Source organism: Rhodococcus phenolicus, assembly GCF_001646785.1.
In the GTDB taxonomy this organism is placed as follows: Bacteria; Actinomycetota; Actinomycetes; order Mycobacteriales; family Mycobacteriaceae; genus Rhodococcus; species Rhodococcus phenolicus.
This window is the reverse complement of record NZ_LRRH01000086.1, coordinates 93,093-109,253: the sequence shown is the minus strand read 5'-3', so window position 1 is coordinate 109,253 and position 16,161 is coordinate 93,093. Positions and strand designations below refer to the sequence as shown.

At 68.6% G+C, this 16,161-nt stretch carries 16 protein-coding genes; 6 read left to right on the top strand and 10 right to left on the bottom strand.

The genetic code is table 11. The features are described 5' to 3' along the window. Positions 1-46: 46 nt before the first annotated feature. Positions 47-865 carry an NAD(P)-dependent oxidoreductase gene (locus A8G15_RS22455; protein ID WP_068164768.1) on the top strand — a complete coding sequence of 273 codons (819 nt, stop codon included), beginning with the start codon at positions 47-49 and terminating at the stop codon, positions 863-865. Further along, the gene (locus tag A8G15_RS22450; protein WP_082900087.1) at positions 862-1,674 is read left to right on the top strand and encodes an NAD(P)-dependent oxidoreductase; all 813 of its coding nucleotides are present in this window, start codon (positions 862-864) and stop codon (positions 1,672-1,674) included. Before A8G15_RS22455 ends, A8G15_RS22450 begins: the two co-directional genes overlap by 4 nt. A gap of 67 nt (positions 1,675-1,741) precedes the next feature. Here A8G15_RS22450 and A8G15_RS22445 read toward each other — a convergent pair whose 3' ends face one another. The 7 genes from A8G15_RS22445 to A8G15_RS22415 are packed head-to-tail and all read right to left on the bottom strand — an operon-like array spanning position 1,742 to position 9,915. Next, complete coding sequence (locus A8G15_RS22445; protein WP_281180742.1) at positions 1,742-3,304, bottom strand: acyl-CoA synthetase; 1,563 nt, start codon at positions 3,302-3,304, stop codon at positions 1,742-1,744. Positions 3,305-3,326: 22 nt separating this feature from the next. Beyond that, positions 3,327-4,253: an NAD(P)-dependent oxidoreductase gene (locus A8G15_RS22440; RefSeq protein ID WP_068164765.1), complete on the bottom strand. Its 927-nt coding sequence runs from the start codon at positions 4,251-4,253 to the stop codon at positions 3,327-3,329. Beyond that, entirely contained in the window at positions 4,250-4,690 is a 441-nt protein-coding gene (locus tag A8G15_RS22435) for a carboxymuconolactone decarboxylase family protein (protein WP_068164763.1), read from the bottom strand. Before A8G15_RS22435 ends, A8G15_RS22440 begins: the two co-directional genes overlap by 4 nt. A 14-nt stretch (positions 4,691-4,704) precedes the next feature. Further along, the gene (locus A8G15_RS22430; RefSeq protein WP_068164761.1) at positions 4,705-6,144 is read right to left on the bottom strand and encodes an aldehyde dehydrogenase family protein; all 1,440 of its coding nucleotides are present in this window, start codon (positions 6,142-6,144) and stop codon (positions 4,705-4,707) included. Between the two features lie 22 nt (positions 6,145-6,166). Further along, positions 6,167-7,210: an aldo/keto reductase gene (locus A8G15_RS22425; RefSeq protein WP_068164757.1), complete on the bottom strand. Its 1,044-nt coding sequence runs from the start codon at positions 7,208-7,210 to the stop codon at positions 6,167-6,169. Next, a complete protein-coding gene (locus A8G15_RS22420; protein ID WP_068164754.1) occupies positions 7,203-8,612 on the bottom strand; it encodes an acyl-CoA reductase in 1,410 nt (469 codons plus the stop codon). The genes A8G15_RS22425 and A8G15_RS22420 overlap by 8 nt, the downstream gene beginning before the upstream one ends. Before the next feature lie 7 nt (positions 8,613-8,619). Continuing rightward, entirely contained in the window at positions 8,620-9,915 is a 1,296-nt protein-coding gene (locus A8G15_RS22415; RefSeq protein ID WP_068164751.1) for a hypothetical protein, read from the bottom strand. A gap of 92 nt (positions 9,916-10,007) precedes the next feature. Here A8G15_RS22415 and A8G15_RS22410 point away from each other — a divergent pair, with 92 nt between their 5' ends. Then, on the top strand, positions 10,008-10,682 hold the full coding sequence (locus A8G15_RS22410; RefSeq protein WP_068164748.1) for a TetR/AcrR family transcriptional regulator: 675 nt from the start codon (positions 10,008-10,010) through the stop codon (positions 10,680-10,682). 51 nt (positions 10,683-10,733) lie between these two features. On the opposite strand, the gene A8G15_RS22405 is transcribed toward A8G15_RS22410, so the two are convergent. From A8G15_RS22405 to A8G15_RS22390, 3 genes are all read right to left on the bottom strand, one after another. After that, the gene (locus tag A8G15_RS22405; protein WP_068164745.1) at positions 10,734-11,363 is read right to left on the bottom strand and encodes a TetR/AcrR family transcriptional regulator; all 630 of its coding nucleotides are present in this window, start codon (positions 11,361-11,363) and stop codon (positions 10,734-10,736) included. A 305-nt stretch (positions 11,364-11,668) separates the two neighbouring features. Then, complete coding sequence (locus A8G15_RS22395) at positions 11,669-12,502, bottom strand: SDR family oxidoreductase (RefSeq protein ID WP_068164738.1); 834 nt, start codon at positions 12,500-12,502, stop codon at positions 11,669-11,671. After that, positions 12,499-12,942, bottom strand: a complete 444-nt coding sequence (locus A8G15_RS22390; protein WP_068164736.1) for a VOC family protein — start codon at positions 12,940-12,942, stop codon at positions 12,499-12,501. Before A8G15_RS22390 ends, A8G15_RS22395 begins: the two co-directional genes overlap by 4 nt. A gap of 114 nt (positions 12,943-13,056) precedes the next feature. On the opposite strand from A8G15_RS22390, the gene A8G15_RS22385 reads away from it, so the two are divergent. Genes A8G15_RS22385 through A8G15_RS22375 form a run of 3 tightly spaced genes read left to right on the top strand, consistent with a single transcriptional unit; the run spans position 13,057 to position 16,156 of the window. Next, positions 13,057-14,358: an acyl-CoA dehydrogenase family protein gene (locus A8G15_RS22385; RefSeq protein ID WP_068164734.1), complete on the top strand. Its 1,302-nt coding sequence runs from the start codon at positions 13,057-13,059 to the stop codon at positions 14,356-14,358. Further along, entirely contained in the window at positions 14,355-15,377 is a 1,023-nt protein-coding gene (locus tag A8G15_RS22380) for a phosphotransferase family protein (RefSeq protein WP_245687956.1), read from the top strand. Before A8G15_RS22385 ends, A8G15_RS22380 begins: the two co-directional genes overlap by 4 nt. After that, positions 15,374-16,156 carry an enoyl-CoA hydratase-related protein gene (locus A8G15_RS22375; RefSeq protein ID WP_068164731.1) on the top strand — a complete coding sequence of 261 codons (783 nt, stop codon included), beginning with the start codon at positions 15,374-15,376 and terminating at the stop codon, positions 16,154-16,156. The genes A8G15_RS22380 and A8G15_RS22375 overlap by 4 nt, the downstream gene beginning before the upstream one ends. Positions 16,157-16,161: the final 5 nt, after the last annotated feature.

Genomic DNA, 16,161 nt, shown 5'->3' with positions numbered 1-16,161 from the left:
CCGTCCCACAATTCGGAGTCGTACTGATCGGAGCGGAGGACCACTGATGCGTGTCGGATTCATCGGACTCGGTAGTCAGGGCGGGCCCATGGCCCGCCGGATCGTCGAGGCGGGTTACGACCTGACCCTGTGGGCACGGCGCCCCGAATCGCTCGAACCGTATGCCGACACCGCGGCGAAGACCGCGCAGACACCGGCCGACCTCGCGGCCGCGAGCGACCTGGTGTGTATCTGTGTCGTCGCCGACGATGATGTGCGGCAGGTCGTCAGCGGCGAGAACGGTGTGCTGAAGGGCCTGCAACCCGGCGGGGTGATCGCGATCCACAGCACCGTTCATCCCGACACGTGCCGCGAACTCGCCGAGCAGGCGCGCGAGGTCGGGGTCTCGGTCGTCGACGCGCCGGTCAGTGGCGGCGGTATGGGGGCCGCCGCGGGCACGCTGCTCGTCATGGTGGGCGGTGACACCGACATCGTCGAGAAGATCCGGCCGGTCTTCGAGACGTACGCGAACCCTGTTGTCCACCTGGGTGATACCGGTTCTGGGCAGGTCGCCAAGCTCCTCAACAACCTCCTGTTCACCGCGAATCTCGCGACCTCCGCGAGCACTCTCGAGCTCGGCGCGGCACTCGGCGTCGACCCCTCCAAGCTCGGGGAGGTCATCACGCACGGAACCGCGAACAGCTTCGCGCTCGGCCGGGTCGTCTCGGCGGGCGGCACACTCGACCGTATCGCGATGCATGCCGGTCCCCTGCTCCGCAAGGACGTCGGGCTCGTGGTGGGCCTCGCGGACGCGGCGGACACGGCTCCCGGTGTCGTGCTGACCGCGGCCGACACCACCCTCGCCATGATGGAGCACCCGCGGTGACCCGGGTCGGATTCATCGGCGCCGGACGCATGGGTCTGCCCATGGTGCGACGGCTCGCCGAGGCCGGGCACGACGTGCGGGCACTGGGCCGTTCCTCGGAAACCCGTGCCGCCCTGACGGATGCGGGCATCACCGCGGTCACCGAGGCGGCCGAGGCCGGTGTCGGTGCCGAGATCGTCCTCGTCTGCGTCTTCACCGACGAACAGGTCCGCGAGGTGTGCCTCGACAGCGCCCTGCTCGAGAAGATGCCGAACGGGTCGGTCCTCGCGATCCACACGACGGTGAGTCCCCGGACGATCGAGCACATCCGGGACGCAGCGAAGGCCCACGGCGTGGACGTGATCGACGCTGCGGTGAGCGGCGGACCGCACGACATCGCCGCCGGCAGTCTGTCGCTGTTCGTCGGTGGCACCGCCGACGCCGTCGAGCGCGCCACCCCTGTGCTGCGCAGCTACGGTGATCCGGTGCTCCACGTCGGGCAGGCCGGAAACGGACAGCGCGTCAAACTTGTCAACAACGCGCTGTTCGCCGCCCAGATCGGCCTGATCTCCGAGGCCGTGGTCCTGGGCGCACAACTCGGCGTCGAGGAGTCGGCGCTGCTCGGGGCGCTGCCGCACGGCAGTTCCGCCAGCAAGGTGATGGGGAACATCGCTGCACGCGGCTCCGTCGCCGGATTCACCGGCGCGGTCAGAGAATTCCTCGCCAAGGATGTGGCGGTGGTCCGGGACACCGTCGCCGAACTGGGCGGCGATCTCGGAGCGCTCGACCCGGCGATCGACGCGGGCCGACCGGCCGACCACGCACGCTGATCCGAGTCCCCAGAAGAGCGATGCCCCGGCCCTGCGGCGCAGGACCGGGGCATCGCCGTCGCCGGGATCAGACCACGCGGGTTTCCCGTCCGGACCAGTACTGCTCTCGCAGCAGCCTCTTGTGGAGCTTGCCACTCGGGTCGCGGGGCAACGAGTCGACGAAATCGACGCTGCGGGGGCACTTGTAGGACGCCAGCTCCGACCGGCAGTAGGACACGAGTTCCGCCTCGAGATCCGCGGAGACGAGCGCCCCGTCGACGAGCTGGACCACCGCCCGGACCGCCTCGCCCATCTCGTCGTCGGGCACCCCGATGACCGCGACGTCCGCGACCACCGGATGCCCGGACAGGACGTTCTCGGCCTCCTGCGGATAGATGTTGACACCACCCGAGATGATCATGAACGCCTGCCGGTCGGTCAGGTACAGGTAGCCGTCGTCGTCGAGATAGCCCATGTCGCCGAGGGTGCGCCAGCCCTTGTCGTTCGCGGCAGCGGCCGTCTTGGCCGGATCGTTGTGGTACTCGAACGGTCGCCCGCCGGCGAAGTACACGATGCCGACCTGCCCGCGAGGCAGCTCGTCACCGTCCTCGCCGACGATGTGGCATTCCTGCAGCGGACGGCCGACCGAACCCGGGTGGGCGAGCCACTCCTCGGGGGTGATCGAGGCGGTGCCGATGTCCTCTGTGCCGGAATAGTATTCGTGGATGATCGGCCCCCACCAGCTCATCATCTGATGCTTCACCGGCACCGGGCAGGGTGCGGCTCCGTGGATCACGTTGCGCAGAGTGGACAGATCGTGGCGGTCCCGCTCGCCGGCGGGCAACCGGAGCATGCGCACGAACATCGTCGGCACGAACTGGGCGTCGGTCACGCGGTGCTTCTCGATCAGTTCGAGACACAGCGCCGGATCGAACGACTCCATGACGACGACGGTGGCGCCGAGCCGCTGCCACGACATCGAGAACACCAGCGGCGAGCCGTGATACAGCGGCGCGGGCGAGAGGTAGACGGCGTCGTCGAGCGCACCGCGCATCTCGAGCCCCTTCGCGATGAGCACCGGCGGCGCGGAGGGGTCACCGAACGGCGCGGCGACGAGCGGCTTGCGAACCCCCTTGGGGCGGCCGGTGGTGCCCGACGAGTACAACATCTCCCGGCCCTCGCGCGCGTGTTCCTCCGGCATCGGTGCGCTCGCGGCCAGTACGTCGTCGTACCGTTCGAAACCGTCCAGGGAGCCGGACACGCTGACACGCATGCTAATTCGGGACAGATCCAGGCCCGCGACGACATCCGTCATCGCCTCGCTCGCCACGAGCGCGACGGCGCCGCAGTCGTCGAGGATGTACTGCACCTCGCTCGGCCGCAGATGCTTGTTGATCGCCGTGTAGTACAGACCCGATCGCTGCGCCGCCCACGTCACCTCGAGGTAAGCGCGGTTGTTCTCCATGAGGATCGCGATCTGATCCCCTTCGCCCACTCCCCGCTCACGCAGCGCCTGCGCGAGCCGCGCGGAACGGTCGTCGAGCTGCGCGTAGGTCACCACCTCGCCACTGGCGCCCATGATGATTGCCGGTTTGTCCGGCGTGCGTCGGGCATGTTCGGCCAGGGTGGTCAGAACGGCGGGCTCTGCCACGGATTCCTCACTCTCTCGGGGCCTACGGCCCCGGTACGTCCTTCGGGCCGTCGGGAAGGCCCGAGGGACTAACGAGTCCGTAGGCCTCTTCCAGATAGCGAATCACCTCGGTCTGGTCGGCTCCCGGATCGAGGGCTGCGGTCGCCTCGTTCCAGATCCGCCCGAGTTCCTCCCCGAGGCCGAGCGTCACACCCTGCTCGCGTGCGAGATCCAGCGCAATGCCCACGTCCTTGCGCATGAGCTGCGCGGTGAAACCCGACGCGAACGACCGTGACAGCACGAACTTCTCGTACTTGGTCTCGGTCGTGTTGTTCCGCCCGCTGCCGGCGTTGATCACCGCGAGCAGCGTCGCCTGATCGATCCCGAACTTGGCCCCCACCAGCATGGCTTCGGCGGCGGCGACGAGTCCGGACGCGGCGAGAAGGTTGTTGAGGGCCTTGGCGGCGTGCCCGGAGCCGGCCGGGCCGACGACGATGACCTCTCGCGCGGTGGCCTCGAGCAGTGGACGAACCCGTCCGACGGCCTCTGCGTCGCCGCCGACCATCACGGCGAGATCGGCCTCACGGGCCCGCGCGACGCCGCCACTGACGGGGGCGTCGACCAACGCGATCTTCTTCTCCGCGGCGAGTTCGGCGAGCCGCTGGGTTCGGGCCGGAACACTCGACCCCATGTCCACGACGATCGATCCGGGCCGCAGGAGCTCGAGCAGCCCCTCGTCCCCGAGGACGACGGCGTCGACGATGTCGCTCGTGGGCAGGCTCAGCACGACCACGTCGCAGTCGGCGAGGCCGGCGAGCGAGTCCACCCGGACCGCGGACGGGTTCTCCGCGACGAATCGGTCCACTGCCTGCCGATTCGCGTCGAACACCCGCAGTCCCGGCACCGCGTTCGAGAAGTTCTGCGCGATGGGTGATCCCATCGCACCGAGACCGATCGATCCGACGTTCATGCGTCGTCCTCACCGCGGAGCGGGCCGAGTTCGGCGACCAGCGTGTCCTGCACGACGCGCATCGCCGCGACACCCGCCGGGCATCCGACGTACGCGGTCGCGTGGACAACGGCCTCGGTGATCTCTTCGCGGGTCAGCCCGTTGCCGAGGCCGGCCCGCACATGCACCGCGAGTTCCTGATGGTGGCTCAGGGCGATGAGCATACCGAGGTTGAGCAGGGACCTGCTGCGGCGGTCGAGGCCGGGGCGGGTCCACACCGATCCCCACACCGATTCGGTGACGTAGTGCTGCAGCGCTTCCCCGTCGGTGCCGATGCCGCGCGCGAGCGCCGCGTCGACGTACTCGTCGCCGAGCACCTCCCTGCGGACGGCCAGGCCCGCATCGAAGAGCGCGGTGTGCGCATCTTCGACGGTCGATGCCGTGAGTTCGTCTGACATTTCGGATGTTCCCTTCACGCCGGCGGTGCGGCGGGGTCGAGCTTGATGGTGACACATTTGGTCTGGCTGTAGTGGTGGAGCGCCTCGATGCCCTTCTCCCGTCCGTAGCCGCTGTGTTTCCAGCCGCCGAACGGTGTCTGGACCGAGCCGGTGGACCAGGTGTTGACGAACACCTGGCCCGCACAGAGTCGTTCACTCACCGTGACGGCACGGCTCACATCGCGGGTCCACAGTCCGGCGACGAGCCCGTAGTCCGAGTCGTTCGCGATCGCGACCGCCTCGTCGTCGGTGTCGAACGGGATCGCGACGAGGACGGGCCCGAAGATCTCCTCACGGGCGATGCGCGCGTCGTTGGTGACGCCGGTGTACACGGTCGGTTGGACGTAGAAGCCGCCGGTCTCGGCAGCGAGCGCCGCGACCGTGCCACCCGTGACCGCCCGGGCGCCTTCCGATTCGGCGATCTTGAAGAATTCCTGGACGCGGTCGAACTGCGGTGCCGTGATGAGCGGGCCCATGTCCACACCGATCCGGAGCGCGGCGGCCCGTTCCGCGACCGCGTCGACCACCCGGTCGAACACCGAACGGTGCACGAGAAGGCGGGTGCCCGACGAGCAGACCTGTCCCGCGTTCGACGTGAACGCCTGCACCGCACCCGCGACCGCCGCGTCCAGGTCCGCGTCCGCGAACACGATGTTCGCGGATTTTCCGCCCAGTTCGAGGGTGAGCGGGATGATCCGGTCGGCGGCGATCGCACCGATTGCCCGTCCGGTGCGGACCGATCCGGTGAACGCGACCTTCGCGACCGACGGGTGCTCGACGAGCGCGGCACCGGCGACGTCGCCGGTGCCGAGCACGACGTTGAACACCCCGTCCGGAAACCCCGCTTCGGTCGCGAGCCGCGCCAACCGCACCGACGAGGAGGAGGTGAATTCGGAAGGCTTGACCACCACGGTGTTTCCGGCGGCGAGCGCAGGCGCCACCGCACGGCACGCCTGATTGAGCGGCAGGTTCCACGGGGTGACGACGCCGACGACCCCGAACGGCTCGCGCCGGGTGTACACGTGCTGGTCCGGTTCGACGTCGAGGATCTCACCGGCGGGTCCGCCGGTGAGCCCGCCGTAGAACTCGAAGTACTGCGCGGAGTTCTCGACCTCGGCGAGCGCGACCTTCTCGGGTTTGCCGGTTTCGCCGATCTCGAGGGCCGCCAACGTCTTCGCGTCCGCTCGCATCGCCCGGGCGAGTTCCGTGAACAACCGGCCCCGGGCGAGCGCGCCGGTGCGACGCCAGCCGCCGGCGGCGGCTTCGGCGGCGCTGACGGCAGCATCGACGTCGGCGCCGGTGCCGCGGGCGATCCGGTGCGTGACGCGCCCGGTCGCGGGATCGGTGACCGGCAGGGTGTCGCCGGCCGACGCCGCGCGCGACGCCCCGCTGATCCAGTGGTCGAGTGTGTCCATCGAGCTCACAGCCCTTCGTGAGTCAGGTTCGGAGCCGCGCGGAAACCGGGGGTGTCGTGGTTTCGCGCGGGGCGGCCGGCGGGGGCAGGGTGCGCCTCTCGTACAGGCCGTCCAGGAAGTCGTGTGGGTAGCCTAGACGGATCCGGGTGGCCTCGTCGAGCCGGGTCAGATGGTCGTCGTCGAGTTCGACGGCCAGCGCTCCGATGTTGTCCCGCAACTGTTCCACGGTGCGGGCACCGATCGACGGGAGCAGTCCGCGGCTGCGCACCCACGCGATCGCGACACGCGCCGGTGTCGTGCCGAGTTCCCCCGCGACCTCGCGCGCCGTATCGCGGGCACGGCGCACGACGGACGGGAGCCGCGCCTCCTGTTCACCGGACAACTCCCGGGCGAGCAGTCCCCGCGCGAGCGGGCTCCACGCACACAGCGCGAGGTCGTGGGCCTGCGCCATCGGCAGGAGTTCCCGTTCGGGTGTCCTCGAGACCAGGGAGTATTCGACCTGGAGAGCGCAGAAGGAAGCCCATCCACGCAGTTCCGCGATGGCCGCCGACCGCGCGACCACCCAGGCCGGCATGTTGGTCACCCCGATCGCGAGGACCTTGCCGGACCGCACCAGGTCGTCGAGTGCGCGCAGTGTCTCGTCGACGGGGGTGAACCGGTCCCATGCGTGCACCCACAGCAGATCGATGTAGTCGGTGCCGAGACGCCGCAGGCTCGATTCGATGCTGCGGCGCAGGCTCTTACGGTGGTTGCCGCCGGAGTTCGGGTCGTCCGGATCGGTGCACAGCGTGTATTTCGTGCTCAGGACGACGGAGTCGCGTTCCCCGGCGACGAGGCGGCCGAGGATCTCCTCGCTGGCCCCGTTCGTGTAGTTGTTCGCGGTGTCCACGAAGTTCCCACCGGCCTCGCGGAACTCCCGGTAGATCGCACGGGATGTCTCCTCGTCGGCACCGAAACCCCAGTCCGTCCCGAAGGTCATCGCGCCGAGACAGAATTCGCTCACGCGCAGCCCGGAGCGGCCGAGGACGTGGATCGGCATGCCGGAGGTGCCGGTCGGTTCAGGCATCGTCGTCGACCACCCAGTTCACGAAGCGGTGCAGAGGGTACATCCCGTCGTGGGGGCCGCCCATGCTGCCCTTGAGGGCACTGCCGAGCTTCACGATGCGCTGCACACCGGCGGTCGCGAGGAGGTCGCGGATCTCGGCCTTCCGGGCCGCGGGGTAGATACCGACGGTCTGTGTGGCGACCGTCGCGTACGACGCGGCGTCGCGCATCGCCGCGACCGGGATGACGTTGACGGTCTTGTTCGTCGGGTGGAAGTCCACCATCTCCGGCGAGCGGACGACGAGACCGCTGCCGTCGAACCTGCCCCAGACCCGGTAGTCGGGCTCGAGGAAACGCATTCCCTCGACCGCTTCCCGGATCTCCGCGTTGGGCTTCGGCCCGACCCCTTCCGCGAAGTCGCGGTCGACGCCGAGCCGCTCGTGCAGCAGGGCACAGAAGCGGTCGACCTGTTCGACGTCGCCCTCGACACAGATGTGCCGTGCCGCCAGGCACGCGTCCTGATTGAAGATCGTGACGTCGAGGGCGGCCAGTTCGGCGGCCTCGCGCAGCGTCTCGTCGGATTCGAAGGCCTCACGGCCGACGATCGACATCGACACCTTGGGGTCGAACGAGATCAGCTGGAATCCCGGTCCCGCGTACTTCGCGGCGTTCTCGATGGCGGAACCACCGCCCCATGCGACGAGCTTGTCGAAGTACTGGGAGCGGTAGAGGATGTTCTCGACCTTCTCGTCCCCACCACGCCAGTACACCGCGGACATCGAGCGGAGCACCGGATGGTCGGGCGCGATGTCGGCCATCGTGCGCAGCACGGCGACGGTGGTGAACGGGTCGGCGGACGGCATCTTGAACAGGTTGACGCCCTTGGTCAGTGCGGCATCCGCGATGGTGGTCATCGCGGCGCTCGGTGAGTTGCCCGCCATCATGTGGACCAGGCGGGGCGGGAACGCGCGCACCCGGCTGACGCTGCCGTTGGGGTCGGTGCGTTCGGTCCAGCCGTCGAGGACGTCGAGGCTGCCGAAGGTGCGTTCGAGACGGTACTCGAGCGCGGTGCGGGTCAGGAACTGACCGGGCCGCGCGAAAGTGTTCTCGATGATCCGCCGCGGAAGGGCGCTGACCTGCACGGTCATCTCGAGCGATTCCTGGAGGTACTCGTTCTTCTCCAGGGTGAGGTACTGCGCGGTCTCGACCAGGAAGTCGATGATCTCGGAGATCGGGACGTCGAAGGCGGGGCCGACCTCCGACCGCGGTGCGAACAGTTCGTTGTACTCGAGTTTCGGTGTCACGAACGGAACACCGAAGTCGCGGGAGAGGTATTCGCTGTCCTCGCCCCAGATCAGTTTGCCCCGGACGAAGTGGGGCACCCGGATCTTGGACGCGACCGGCGCGGAAGCAGTTGTCGTCATTACCGTCTCACTCCTCGATGAAGCCGCGGACGTACGCGTCCATGGTTCCGGCGCACGTGATCTTGTCGTCGTTGCCCAGGTCGGTGAAGCGGGCGATGTCGGGCAGGACGGTCTCGCCGGGACGTCCGCACGGGCAGTCGCCGAGGTCGACGGTGATGCGGTCGCCGGAGATCGTTCCGCCCCAACGTCCGTCGACCGTCGTGTCGAAGAACGCGGCGCGGCCGGTGACGGTGCCGCCGTCCGGTTCGGCGAGCTTCTCGCCGTCCTTGTCGAGCACGAACAGGACGATCTCGTCGGGCACGTGGTAGCGGCCGCCGAGACATCTCGGCATCCGGAGGTTGAGTTCCTGCATCGAGTAGTAGTGGAAGAAGCGCTCCGGTGCGATGTTCAGCATCCGGAAGATCTGGTCCTGGTAGTCGTCGGGCAGGGTGTTGCCCTTGAGACCGCCACCGACGGTCAGCGCGTTCGCGCCGGTGATGTCGCCGTCCTTCGCGCCCTTCTCCCGCAGGATCTCGACGAGCCGGAACAGCTGGGTGAACTGGGAATTGAAGAAGATCCGCTCGGTGGGGCGGGCGAGAATGTGGTCGGCCCAGTGGTGCAGCCGACGCTCCTGCTCGGCTGCACGTGCCTGTCCCTCGGCCTCGAACGCGGCGACCTCGTCGGGTGCGGCCGTGCCGTCCGCCATGGCCCGGCGCATGGCCTGCAGCCGCGCCATGTAGCGATGGTGCCCGGTCGGTGGTGTGCCCTCGAACAGCGGGATGCCGTCGGGCCGGCGGTATTTGTCGATGATCATGTCGCGCATCGCGACGTGTGCACTCTGGCCCGTGTCGGGGCCGACGGGAATGACGTGCCACGTCCGTTCCGGCGCCAGCCCCATCTCGCTCAGGCCGTCGATCATGTTCTGCATGTTGGCTTCACGGTCACGCATCGACTTGTTGAGGAAGGATCCCTTCCCGCTCGTTCCGCTCGAGCTGGACACGAGGTGCCCGGCGGCTTCGAGCGCCTCGATCCAGCCGTCGACGTCGGTGACGCCCGAGACGTCGACATCGGTGACGCGGTGGGTCGACACCGAGTCGATCCACCGATTCATGTTGGCCCACTGGCCCTTCGCGATCAGGGACTCCGGGTAGCTCTTGTACGTCGTGTGCGGGAACAGCAGCGGGATCATGTCCTTGCGGGAGGTGATCGCTGTGATTCCCTCCGCCTCGGCACGCTGTGCCAGCACCGGGACCTGCTGCTTGCGCTGCTGGAAGTGGGAATCGAGCGTCGCGATGACGTCACGCTGCATCGTCGTTTCTGACATGAGCCCTCCGGCCGTTGTGGGATTCGCGAGCGTAACTTTACCTTTGAGTCAAGTTATATGTCCATAGCGGAAACGACTGGCACACTTCGTTCATGACACCGCAGAAGCCCGCCGGTTCCGCCGCTCCACGACGTGGCGGCCGCCCCACCCGGGAACAGGCATCCCGGCTCGACGAGGCCGTCAGAGAAGCCGCACTCGAGCTGTTCCTCGAACACGGCTACGAAGGCACTTCCATGAATGCCATCGCGGCCGCAGCCGGCACCACCAAACCGTCGCTGTATGCCCGATTCCCCGCCAAGGAGGATGTATTCCGGTCGGTGCTCGGATGGGCGGTCCAACGAGCGGATTGGCCTGTCCCCGAACCCGAGGACCCCGATCTCGACGATCTGCACGGCGCGCTCGTCGCGATCGCGCAGGCCGCGCTGACCCGGGCGCTGGACCCCCGGATGATCAAACTCGAGCAGATCGCCATCGCCCACGCGTCCCGCTATCCCGAACTCGCGCGGCGCACGTACGGCACCGGGTTCTGGCCTCGCCGGAAGCTCGTTGCCGACCTGCTGCGCCGGCACGCCGCCACAGGAGCGATCCAGGCCGACGACCCGGAGATCCTGGCCGAGCACTTCCTCGGGATGGCGACCGGAGCCCCGTCACGGCTCGCCTCGTTCGGCATCCTCCGCACCGCCGACGACCAGGAGCGTCACACGGCCATGGCCGTGGAGATCTTTCTTCGCAGCCTGCGGCCGGACGCCCCTTCCGACGCCCCGTAGGTCAGCACCCGGAGGCGGCGGTGCGGTCAGCACCCGGAGGCGGCGGTGCGGTCAGCGCCCGGAGGCGGCGGTGCGCAGGCAGAAGGCGGTGATCCGGTCGATGTCGCGGGGACCGGGCGCAACCCGCCGGTACAGGTGATCGGCGAGGATGCCGATCGTCGCATGGGCGGCGAGATTCGCGTCGAACTCGGGGTCCGCGCTGCCCAGTTCGGCGAAGGGCGCGCGCAGCAGACTCGCGAGCGGAGCACTGGGTGACGGCGGGCCGGCCTCGCTGTTCTCCCCGAGGCTGCCTGTGTTCCACAGGACGGCTCGGGTGGCCGCGCCGACATCGTCGGCGCCCTGCGACATGACGCCCTCGACCCAGCGCCGGACCTGGCCCTCGGGCGTGGTCTCCTTGTTCATCTGGTGCTCGACATAGTCGCGCAGGCGGGCGGTGCCGTCCTCGAGGATCGCGGCGACGAGCGCGTCCTTCGACTTGAAGTGGCGGTAGAAGGCGTCGTTCGACAGGCCGGATTCGGCGACGATGTCCGCGACCCGCGCGCGCGAGGCCGTCCCCGATCTCTTCATCACCGTGACCGCGGCGTCGAGGAGACAGCGGACCTCGTTGGCGTAGTTGTCCCCTCGTTTCGCGAGCGTGCGCTGCGCGATGCGGTGGGCGAGGTCGTCGGCCGGTTCCGTCATGTCATCCCTGTCTCAGTGCTCATCGCGGCCCGCACGCCTCCGACGACGAGAAGATCTGTGCCGCTCGGGAAGCCCGCATCGCCCGGGAGCGCGAACGCTACCACGGCCGCGAGCCCCTCCGCGCGGCCCGTCCGGCCCAGCGGGCTGTCGACGCTGCCCGGCAACGCCGGGCGGATCCGGGTGCCCGGCCGAGCCCGCGGACTCCGCCTCGACCTCGTCGAGAAGGCGTCGCAGACCCTGCCGTTCGGCACTCCGGTCCTCGCACCCGTCGTGGTTCCGTCCGGGTCCGGCGTCCGGCGACGAGCTCATGCGCCCGGCTGTCCCTCCTGCGCGGAACGTGCCGCGCACACCCCGCCGTCCACCAGGACGTCGGTACCGTTGACGAAGCTCGCATCGTCGGACAGCAGGAACGCGACGACGGCGGCGAGTTCGTCCGCCACGCCGGTGCGGCCGAGGGGGGTCATGCGCACCATCTCCCCCATGCGCTCGTTGTGCTCGGCCTCCTGACGGCCCTGCGGAGTGTCGATGATGCCCGGCGACACCGAGCAGATCCGGGCGCCCAGCGGACCGAGACGCACCGCTTCCCGCTGCACGAACCGCTGCACCCCGAGCTTGGCGAGCGCGTACGCGGTACCGGTGTGCTCGACGGTGGAGCCCGCGGCGTCGCGGATCCGGTCCAGGAACCGCTCGTTCAGAGGATCGTCGAGCACCTCGGCGACCTCTCGTGTCAGGCCCGGTTGCGCCATCGACGCCGCCATCGACGCGAAGCACACGGTTGCGGTCCCGGTTGTGGCGAGCGGGCGCAGCGCCTCGGCCAGCATCGCGGTCGCGACGAGATCGACGGTGAAGATCTGCTGCCAGCCGGCCATCGTGGGCGAGATTCCCGCCGCGTGCGCCACCGCGCGCAGGGTGCCCTGCTCGGAAACCCTGTCGGCGAGGCGAGCGAGCGCGTCGCCATCGGTGATGTCGAGAACGACCGGTTCGACCCTGCCCGTCGGCCGCAGCGATTCGGCGGCGGTTCCGGCGGTCGCGCCGTCGCGGTCGACGAGCAACAGCACGTCCACCGTTCCGGAAAGGCGTTGCGCGCAGGCGTAGCCCATTCCACGTCCGGCGCCGGTCACGACGCCCACGGAGGTCATGCTCCGGCTCCCCAGCACCGCTGCAGTCCCTGCTCCGCGGCGCGGGTGACCAGTTCGATCCGCAGCCCGGTCGTGCCGCGGAGGAACGCGAAGAACAGCCCGCCGTCCGGACCGGTGCGGGTGGCCTCGGTGACGAAGCCGCGCGCGGACAGTTCCGCTGCGTCGGCCGCGACGTCGTCGGACCAGTACCCGGCGTGGTGGATTCCCGCGCCGGCCTCCCACATCGTGCCGGGGATGCTGCGCACGATCTCGATGCGCGGCTCGGTGATCGAGTAGGCGCACCGCAGATCGAGCGTGCGGTCGCCGGCCGGAAGCGTCACGGGCAGCGTCCCGCCGACCTCCGGTCCCCACTCGTATCCGAGGATCGCCGTGAACTCGTCACGGGTCGACTCCGGGTCGTCAGTGACGATGCCCAGGTGGAACAGGTCTTCGGCCTTCATCCTTCACCTTCCGCACACCCGATCCGACACCGCGTCCACGGTGTCGTTCACCACACTCAGAATTGCATTCTTGATTGCAAGAGTCATATTCTCATCCGTAGAGAGGAGACGCAAATGGCATGGGATTTCGAAACCGACCCCGAGTACCAGGCGAAACTCGACTGGGCCGACGCGTTCGTGCGAGAAGAGGTCGAACCGCTCGATCTGGTGTGGGAGCACGAACAGTTCGTTCCCCTCGACGGCGCCCGGCGCAAGGCGATCGACCCGCTCAAGCAGGAGGTGCGCCGGCAGGGACTGTGGGCGACGCATCTCGGCCCCGAGCTCGGCGGCCAGGGATACGGACAACTGAAGCTCGCCCTGCTCAACGAGATCCTGGGGCGGTCGAGCTGGGCACCGATCGTGTTCGGCTGCCAGGCCCCGGACACCGGCAACGCCGAGATCATCGCGCACTACGGCACTCCCGCCCAGAAGGAGCGCTACCTGCAGCCACTGCTCGACGGCGAGGTGTTCTCCTCGTATTCGATGACCGAACCGCAGGGCGGGGCCGACCCCGCACAGTTCCGGACCCGCGCCGTCAAGGACGGCGACCACTGGGTGATCAACGGCTGGAAGTACTTCTCCTCCAACGCCCGGACCGCGGAGTTCCTCATCGTGATGGTCGTGACGGACCCCGACGTGCCGGTCCACAAGGGCACCTCGATGTTCCTCGTCCCCACGCACACCCCCGGCGTCGAGATCGTCCGCAACGTCGGGCTGTACGGCGAACCGATCAACGACGGCACCCACGCGCTGATCCACTACAACGACGTACGGGTACCCGCCGACGCGCTGCTCGGCGAGGAGGGCGGCGCGTTCGCGGCCGCCCAGGTGCGACTCGGCGGCGGTCGCATCCACCACGCCATGCGCACCATCGGCCTGGCACAGAAGGCGATCGACATGATGTGCGAACGCGCTCTGAGCCGCGAGACGGCCGGCAGTCGCCTCGCCGACAAGCAGACCGTGCAGGGCTACATCGCCGACTCCTACGCCCAGCTGGCCCAGTTCCGGCTGTTCGTGCTCAGCACCGCGTGGAAGATCGACAAGTACAACGACTACAAGAAGGTCCGCAAGGACATCGCGACCGCGAAGATCGTGATGCCCACCGTCCTCCACGACATCGCGTGGCGTGCGATGCAGGTCCACGGTGCCCTCGGCGTCACCAACGAGATGCCGTTCTTCAAGATGATTCACGGCGCCGCGGTGATGGGCCTGGCCGACGGACCGACCGAGGTGCACAAGACCACGGTCGCCAAGCAGGTTCTCCGCGACTACAAGCCCATCGACGACATGTGGCCGTCGGAGTGGATTCCGAAGAAGCAAGAAGCCGCCCGGGCGAAATTCGCCGACTACCTCGAACTCGAAGTGGGGAACCAGTGATCGACACCGAACGCCTCGCCGCATGGATGGACCAGCAGGGCCTGCCCGGCAAGGGCGCGCCCCTCGAGGCCAAGTACCTGTCCGGCGGTACCCAGAACGAGATCTACAGGCTCACCCGTGACGACTTCACCTGCGTCATCCGGATCCCTCCGGCCGGCGCCCCCGCCGACCGCGACAGCGGAATCATGCGTGAGTGGCGGATCATCCAGGGACTGGACGGCACCGACGTCCCGCATACGAAAGCTGTGGCCGCATGTGAGGACACATCGGTGCTCGGGCGCTCCTTCTATCTCATGGGTTACGTCGACGGATGGTCGCCGATGGACCATCGGGGCACCTGGCCGGCGCCGTTCGACACCGACCTCGAGGCACGGAATGGACTGGCCTACCAGCTCGCAGAGGGCATCGCTCTGCTCTCGAAGGTCGATTGGAAAGCACAGGGCCTCCACGATCTCGGACGCCCCGAGGGCTTCCACGATCGGCAGGTCGAGCGCTGGACCCGGTTCTTCGAGCGGATCAAGGGCCGTGAGATCGAGGGCCTGGACGTCGCCACCGCATGGCTGCAGAACCACCGGCCGCTCGACTACATCCCGGGTCTGATGCACGGCGACTACCAGTTCGCGAACGTCATGTTCGAGCACGGTGCTCCCGCGAAGCTCGCGGCACTCGTCGACTGGGAAATGGGCACCGTCGGTGATCCCAAGCTCGACCTCGGCTGGATGCTCATGAACTGGCCCGAGGACACGAACGCCATCGAGGACAGTGCGGTCAGTTACGTCGATCTGAGCGGGATGCCGAGCCGCTCGCAGATGGTCGCGCACTACGCCGAGGTCTCCGGCCGTCAGGTCGACGACCTCGACTACTACCTCGTGCTCGCGAAGTGGAAACTCGCCATCGTCCTCGAGCAGGGCTTCCAGCGCGCCGGCGACGACATCAAACTGCAGTCGTACGGTCCGGTCATCGTCGACCTCATGAAATCGGCCGCGGAACTCGCCGAGTCCACGGACTACAGCGGATGACCGCGGCATCCGACGGGCTCGTCCGGGAGCGGCGCGGGCAGGTCCTGATCCTGCGCCTCGACCGCCCTGAGGCCCGCAATGCCCTCACCGGTGAGATGATGCGCGGCCTGGGGTCGTCCGCCGTCGCAGCCGAGAAGGACCCCGACATCCGCGCGGTGATCCTCACCGGTTCCGGCGACCGCGCGTTCTGCTCCGGCATGGATCTGCGGGCATTCGCAGCGGGCGGAGCGGTCGGGTTCGACTCGGAGGAGGACGCGGACGGGTACCGGCGCCTGACGACCGGCGAACTCACCGTCCCGGTCGTCGGCGCCGCCAACGGCACCGCCGTCGGCGGTGGACTCGAACTGCTGCTCGGGTGCGACCTGATCGTGGCGTCCGGCGACGCGAAATTCGGCCTCCCCGAAGTGAAAAGGGGCCTGTTCCCGGGTGGTGGCGGCACGACGATCGGAACCCGCATCCCGATCGGAGCGGCGCTCGAGATGACGTTGACGGGCGATCCGATCAGCGCCGCGCGGGGATACGAGCTCGGTCTCGTCAACGCCGTCGTGGCACCGGACGAGGTCCTGGACACCGCTCTCGGGTACGCCGAACGGATCGCCGCGAACGCACCGCTCGGGCTCGCCGCGTGCAAGGACCTGGTCCGCCTCTCGGTGTCCGATCCGGCGCTCGCCGCAACCCGCCTGAAGGAGTGGCAGAGCACCGTCTTCTCCAGCGCGGACGCGAAGGAGGGCGCTGCGGCGTTCGTCGAGAAGCGCGCCCCGGTCTGGCAGGGCAGGTGACTGCC

What these genes read in the sequence shown, in the direction of transcription:
- A8G15_RS22415 (WP_068164751.1), bottom strand. Translation starts at nt 9,915, where the DNA reads ATGTCAGAAACGACGATGCAGCGTGACGTCATCGCGACGCTCGATTCC.
- A8G15_RS22430 (WP_068164761.1), bottom strand. Translation starts at nt 6,144, where the DNA reads ATGGACACACTCGACCACTGGATCAGCGGGGCGTCGCGCGCGGCGTCG.
- A8G15_RS22375 (WP_068164731.1), top strand. Translation starts at nt 15,374, where the DNA reads ATGACCGCGGCATCCGACGGGCTCGTCCGGGAGCGGCGCGGGCAGGTC.
- A8G15_RS22425 (WP_068164757.1), bottom strand. Translation starts at nt 7,210, where the DNA reads ATGCCTGAACCGACCGGCACCTCCGGCATGCCGATCCACGTCCTCGGC.
- A8G15_RS22435 (WP_068164763.1), bottom strand. Translation starts at nt 4,690, where the DNA reads ATGTCAGACGAACTCACGGCATCGACCGTCGAAGATGCGCACACCGCG.
- A8G15_RS22405 (WP_068164745.1), bottom strand. Translation starts at nt 11,363, where the DNA reads ATGACGGAACCGGCCGACGACCTCGCCCACCGCATCGCGCAGCGCACG.
- A8G15_RS22420 (WP_068164754.1), bottom strand. Translation starts at nt 8,612, where the DNA reads ATGACGACAACTGCTTCCGCGCCGGTCGCGTCCAAGATCCGGGTGCCC.
- A8G15_RS22410 (WP_068164748.1), top strand. Translation starts at nt 10,008, where the DNA reads ATGACACCGCAGAAGCCCGCCGGTTCCGCCGCTCCACGACGTGGCGGC.
- A8G15_RS22395 (WP_068164738.1), bottom strand. Translation starts at nt 12,502, where the DNA reads ATGACCTCCGTGGGCGTCGTGACCGGCGCCGGACGTGGAATGGGCTAC.
- A8G15_RS22440 (WP_068164765.1), bottom strand. Translation starts at nt 4,253, where the DNA reads ATGAACGTCGGATCGATCGGTCTCGGTGCGATGGGATCACCCATCGCG.
- A8G15_RS22385 (WP_068164734.1), top strand. Translation starts at nt 13,057, where the DNA reads ATGGCATGGGATTTCGAAACCGACCCCGAGTACCAGGCGAAACTCGAC.
- A8G15_RS22455 (WP_068164768.1), top strand. Translation starts at nt 47, where the DNA reads ATGCGTGTCGGATTCATCGGACTCGGTAGTCAGGGCGGGCCCATGGCC.
- A8G15_RS22390 (WP_068164736.1), bottom strand. Translation starts at nt 12,942, where the DNA reads ATGAAGGCCGAAGACCTGTTCCACCTGGGCATCGTCACTGACGACCCG.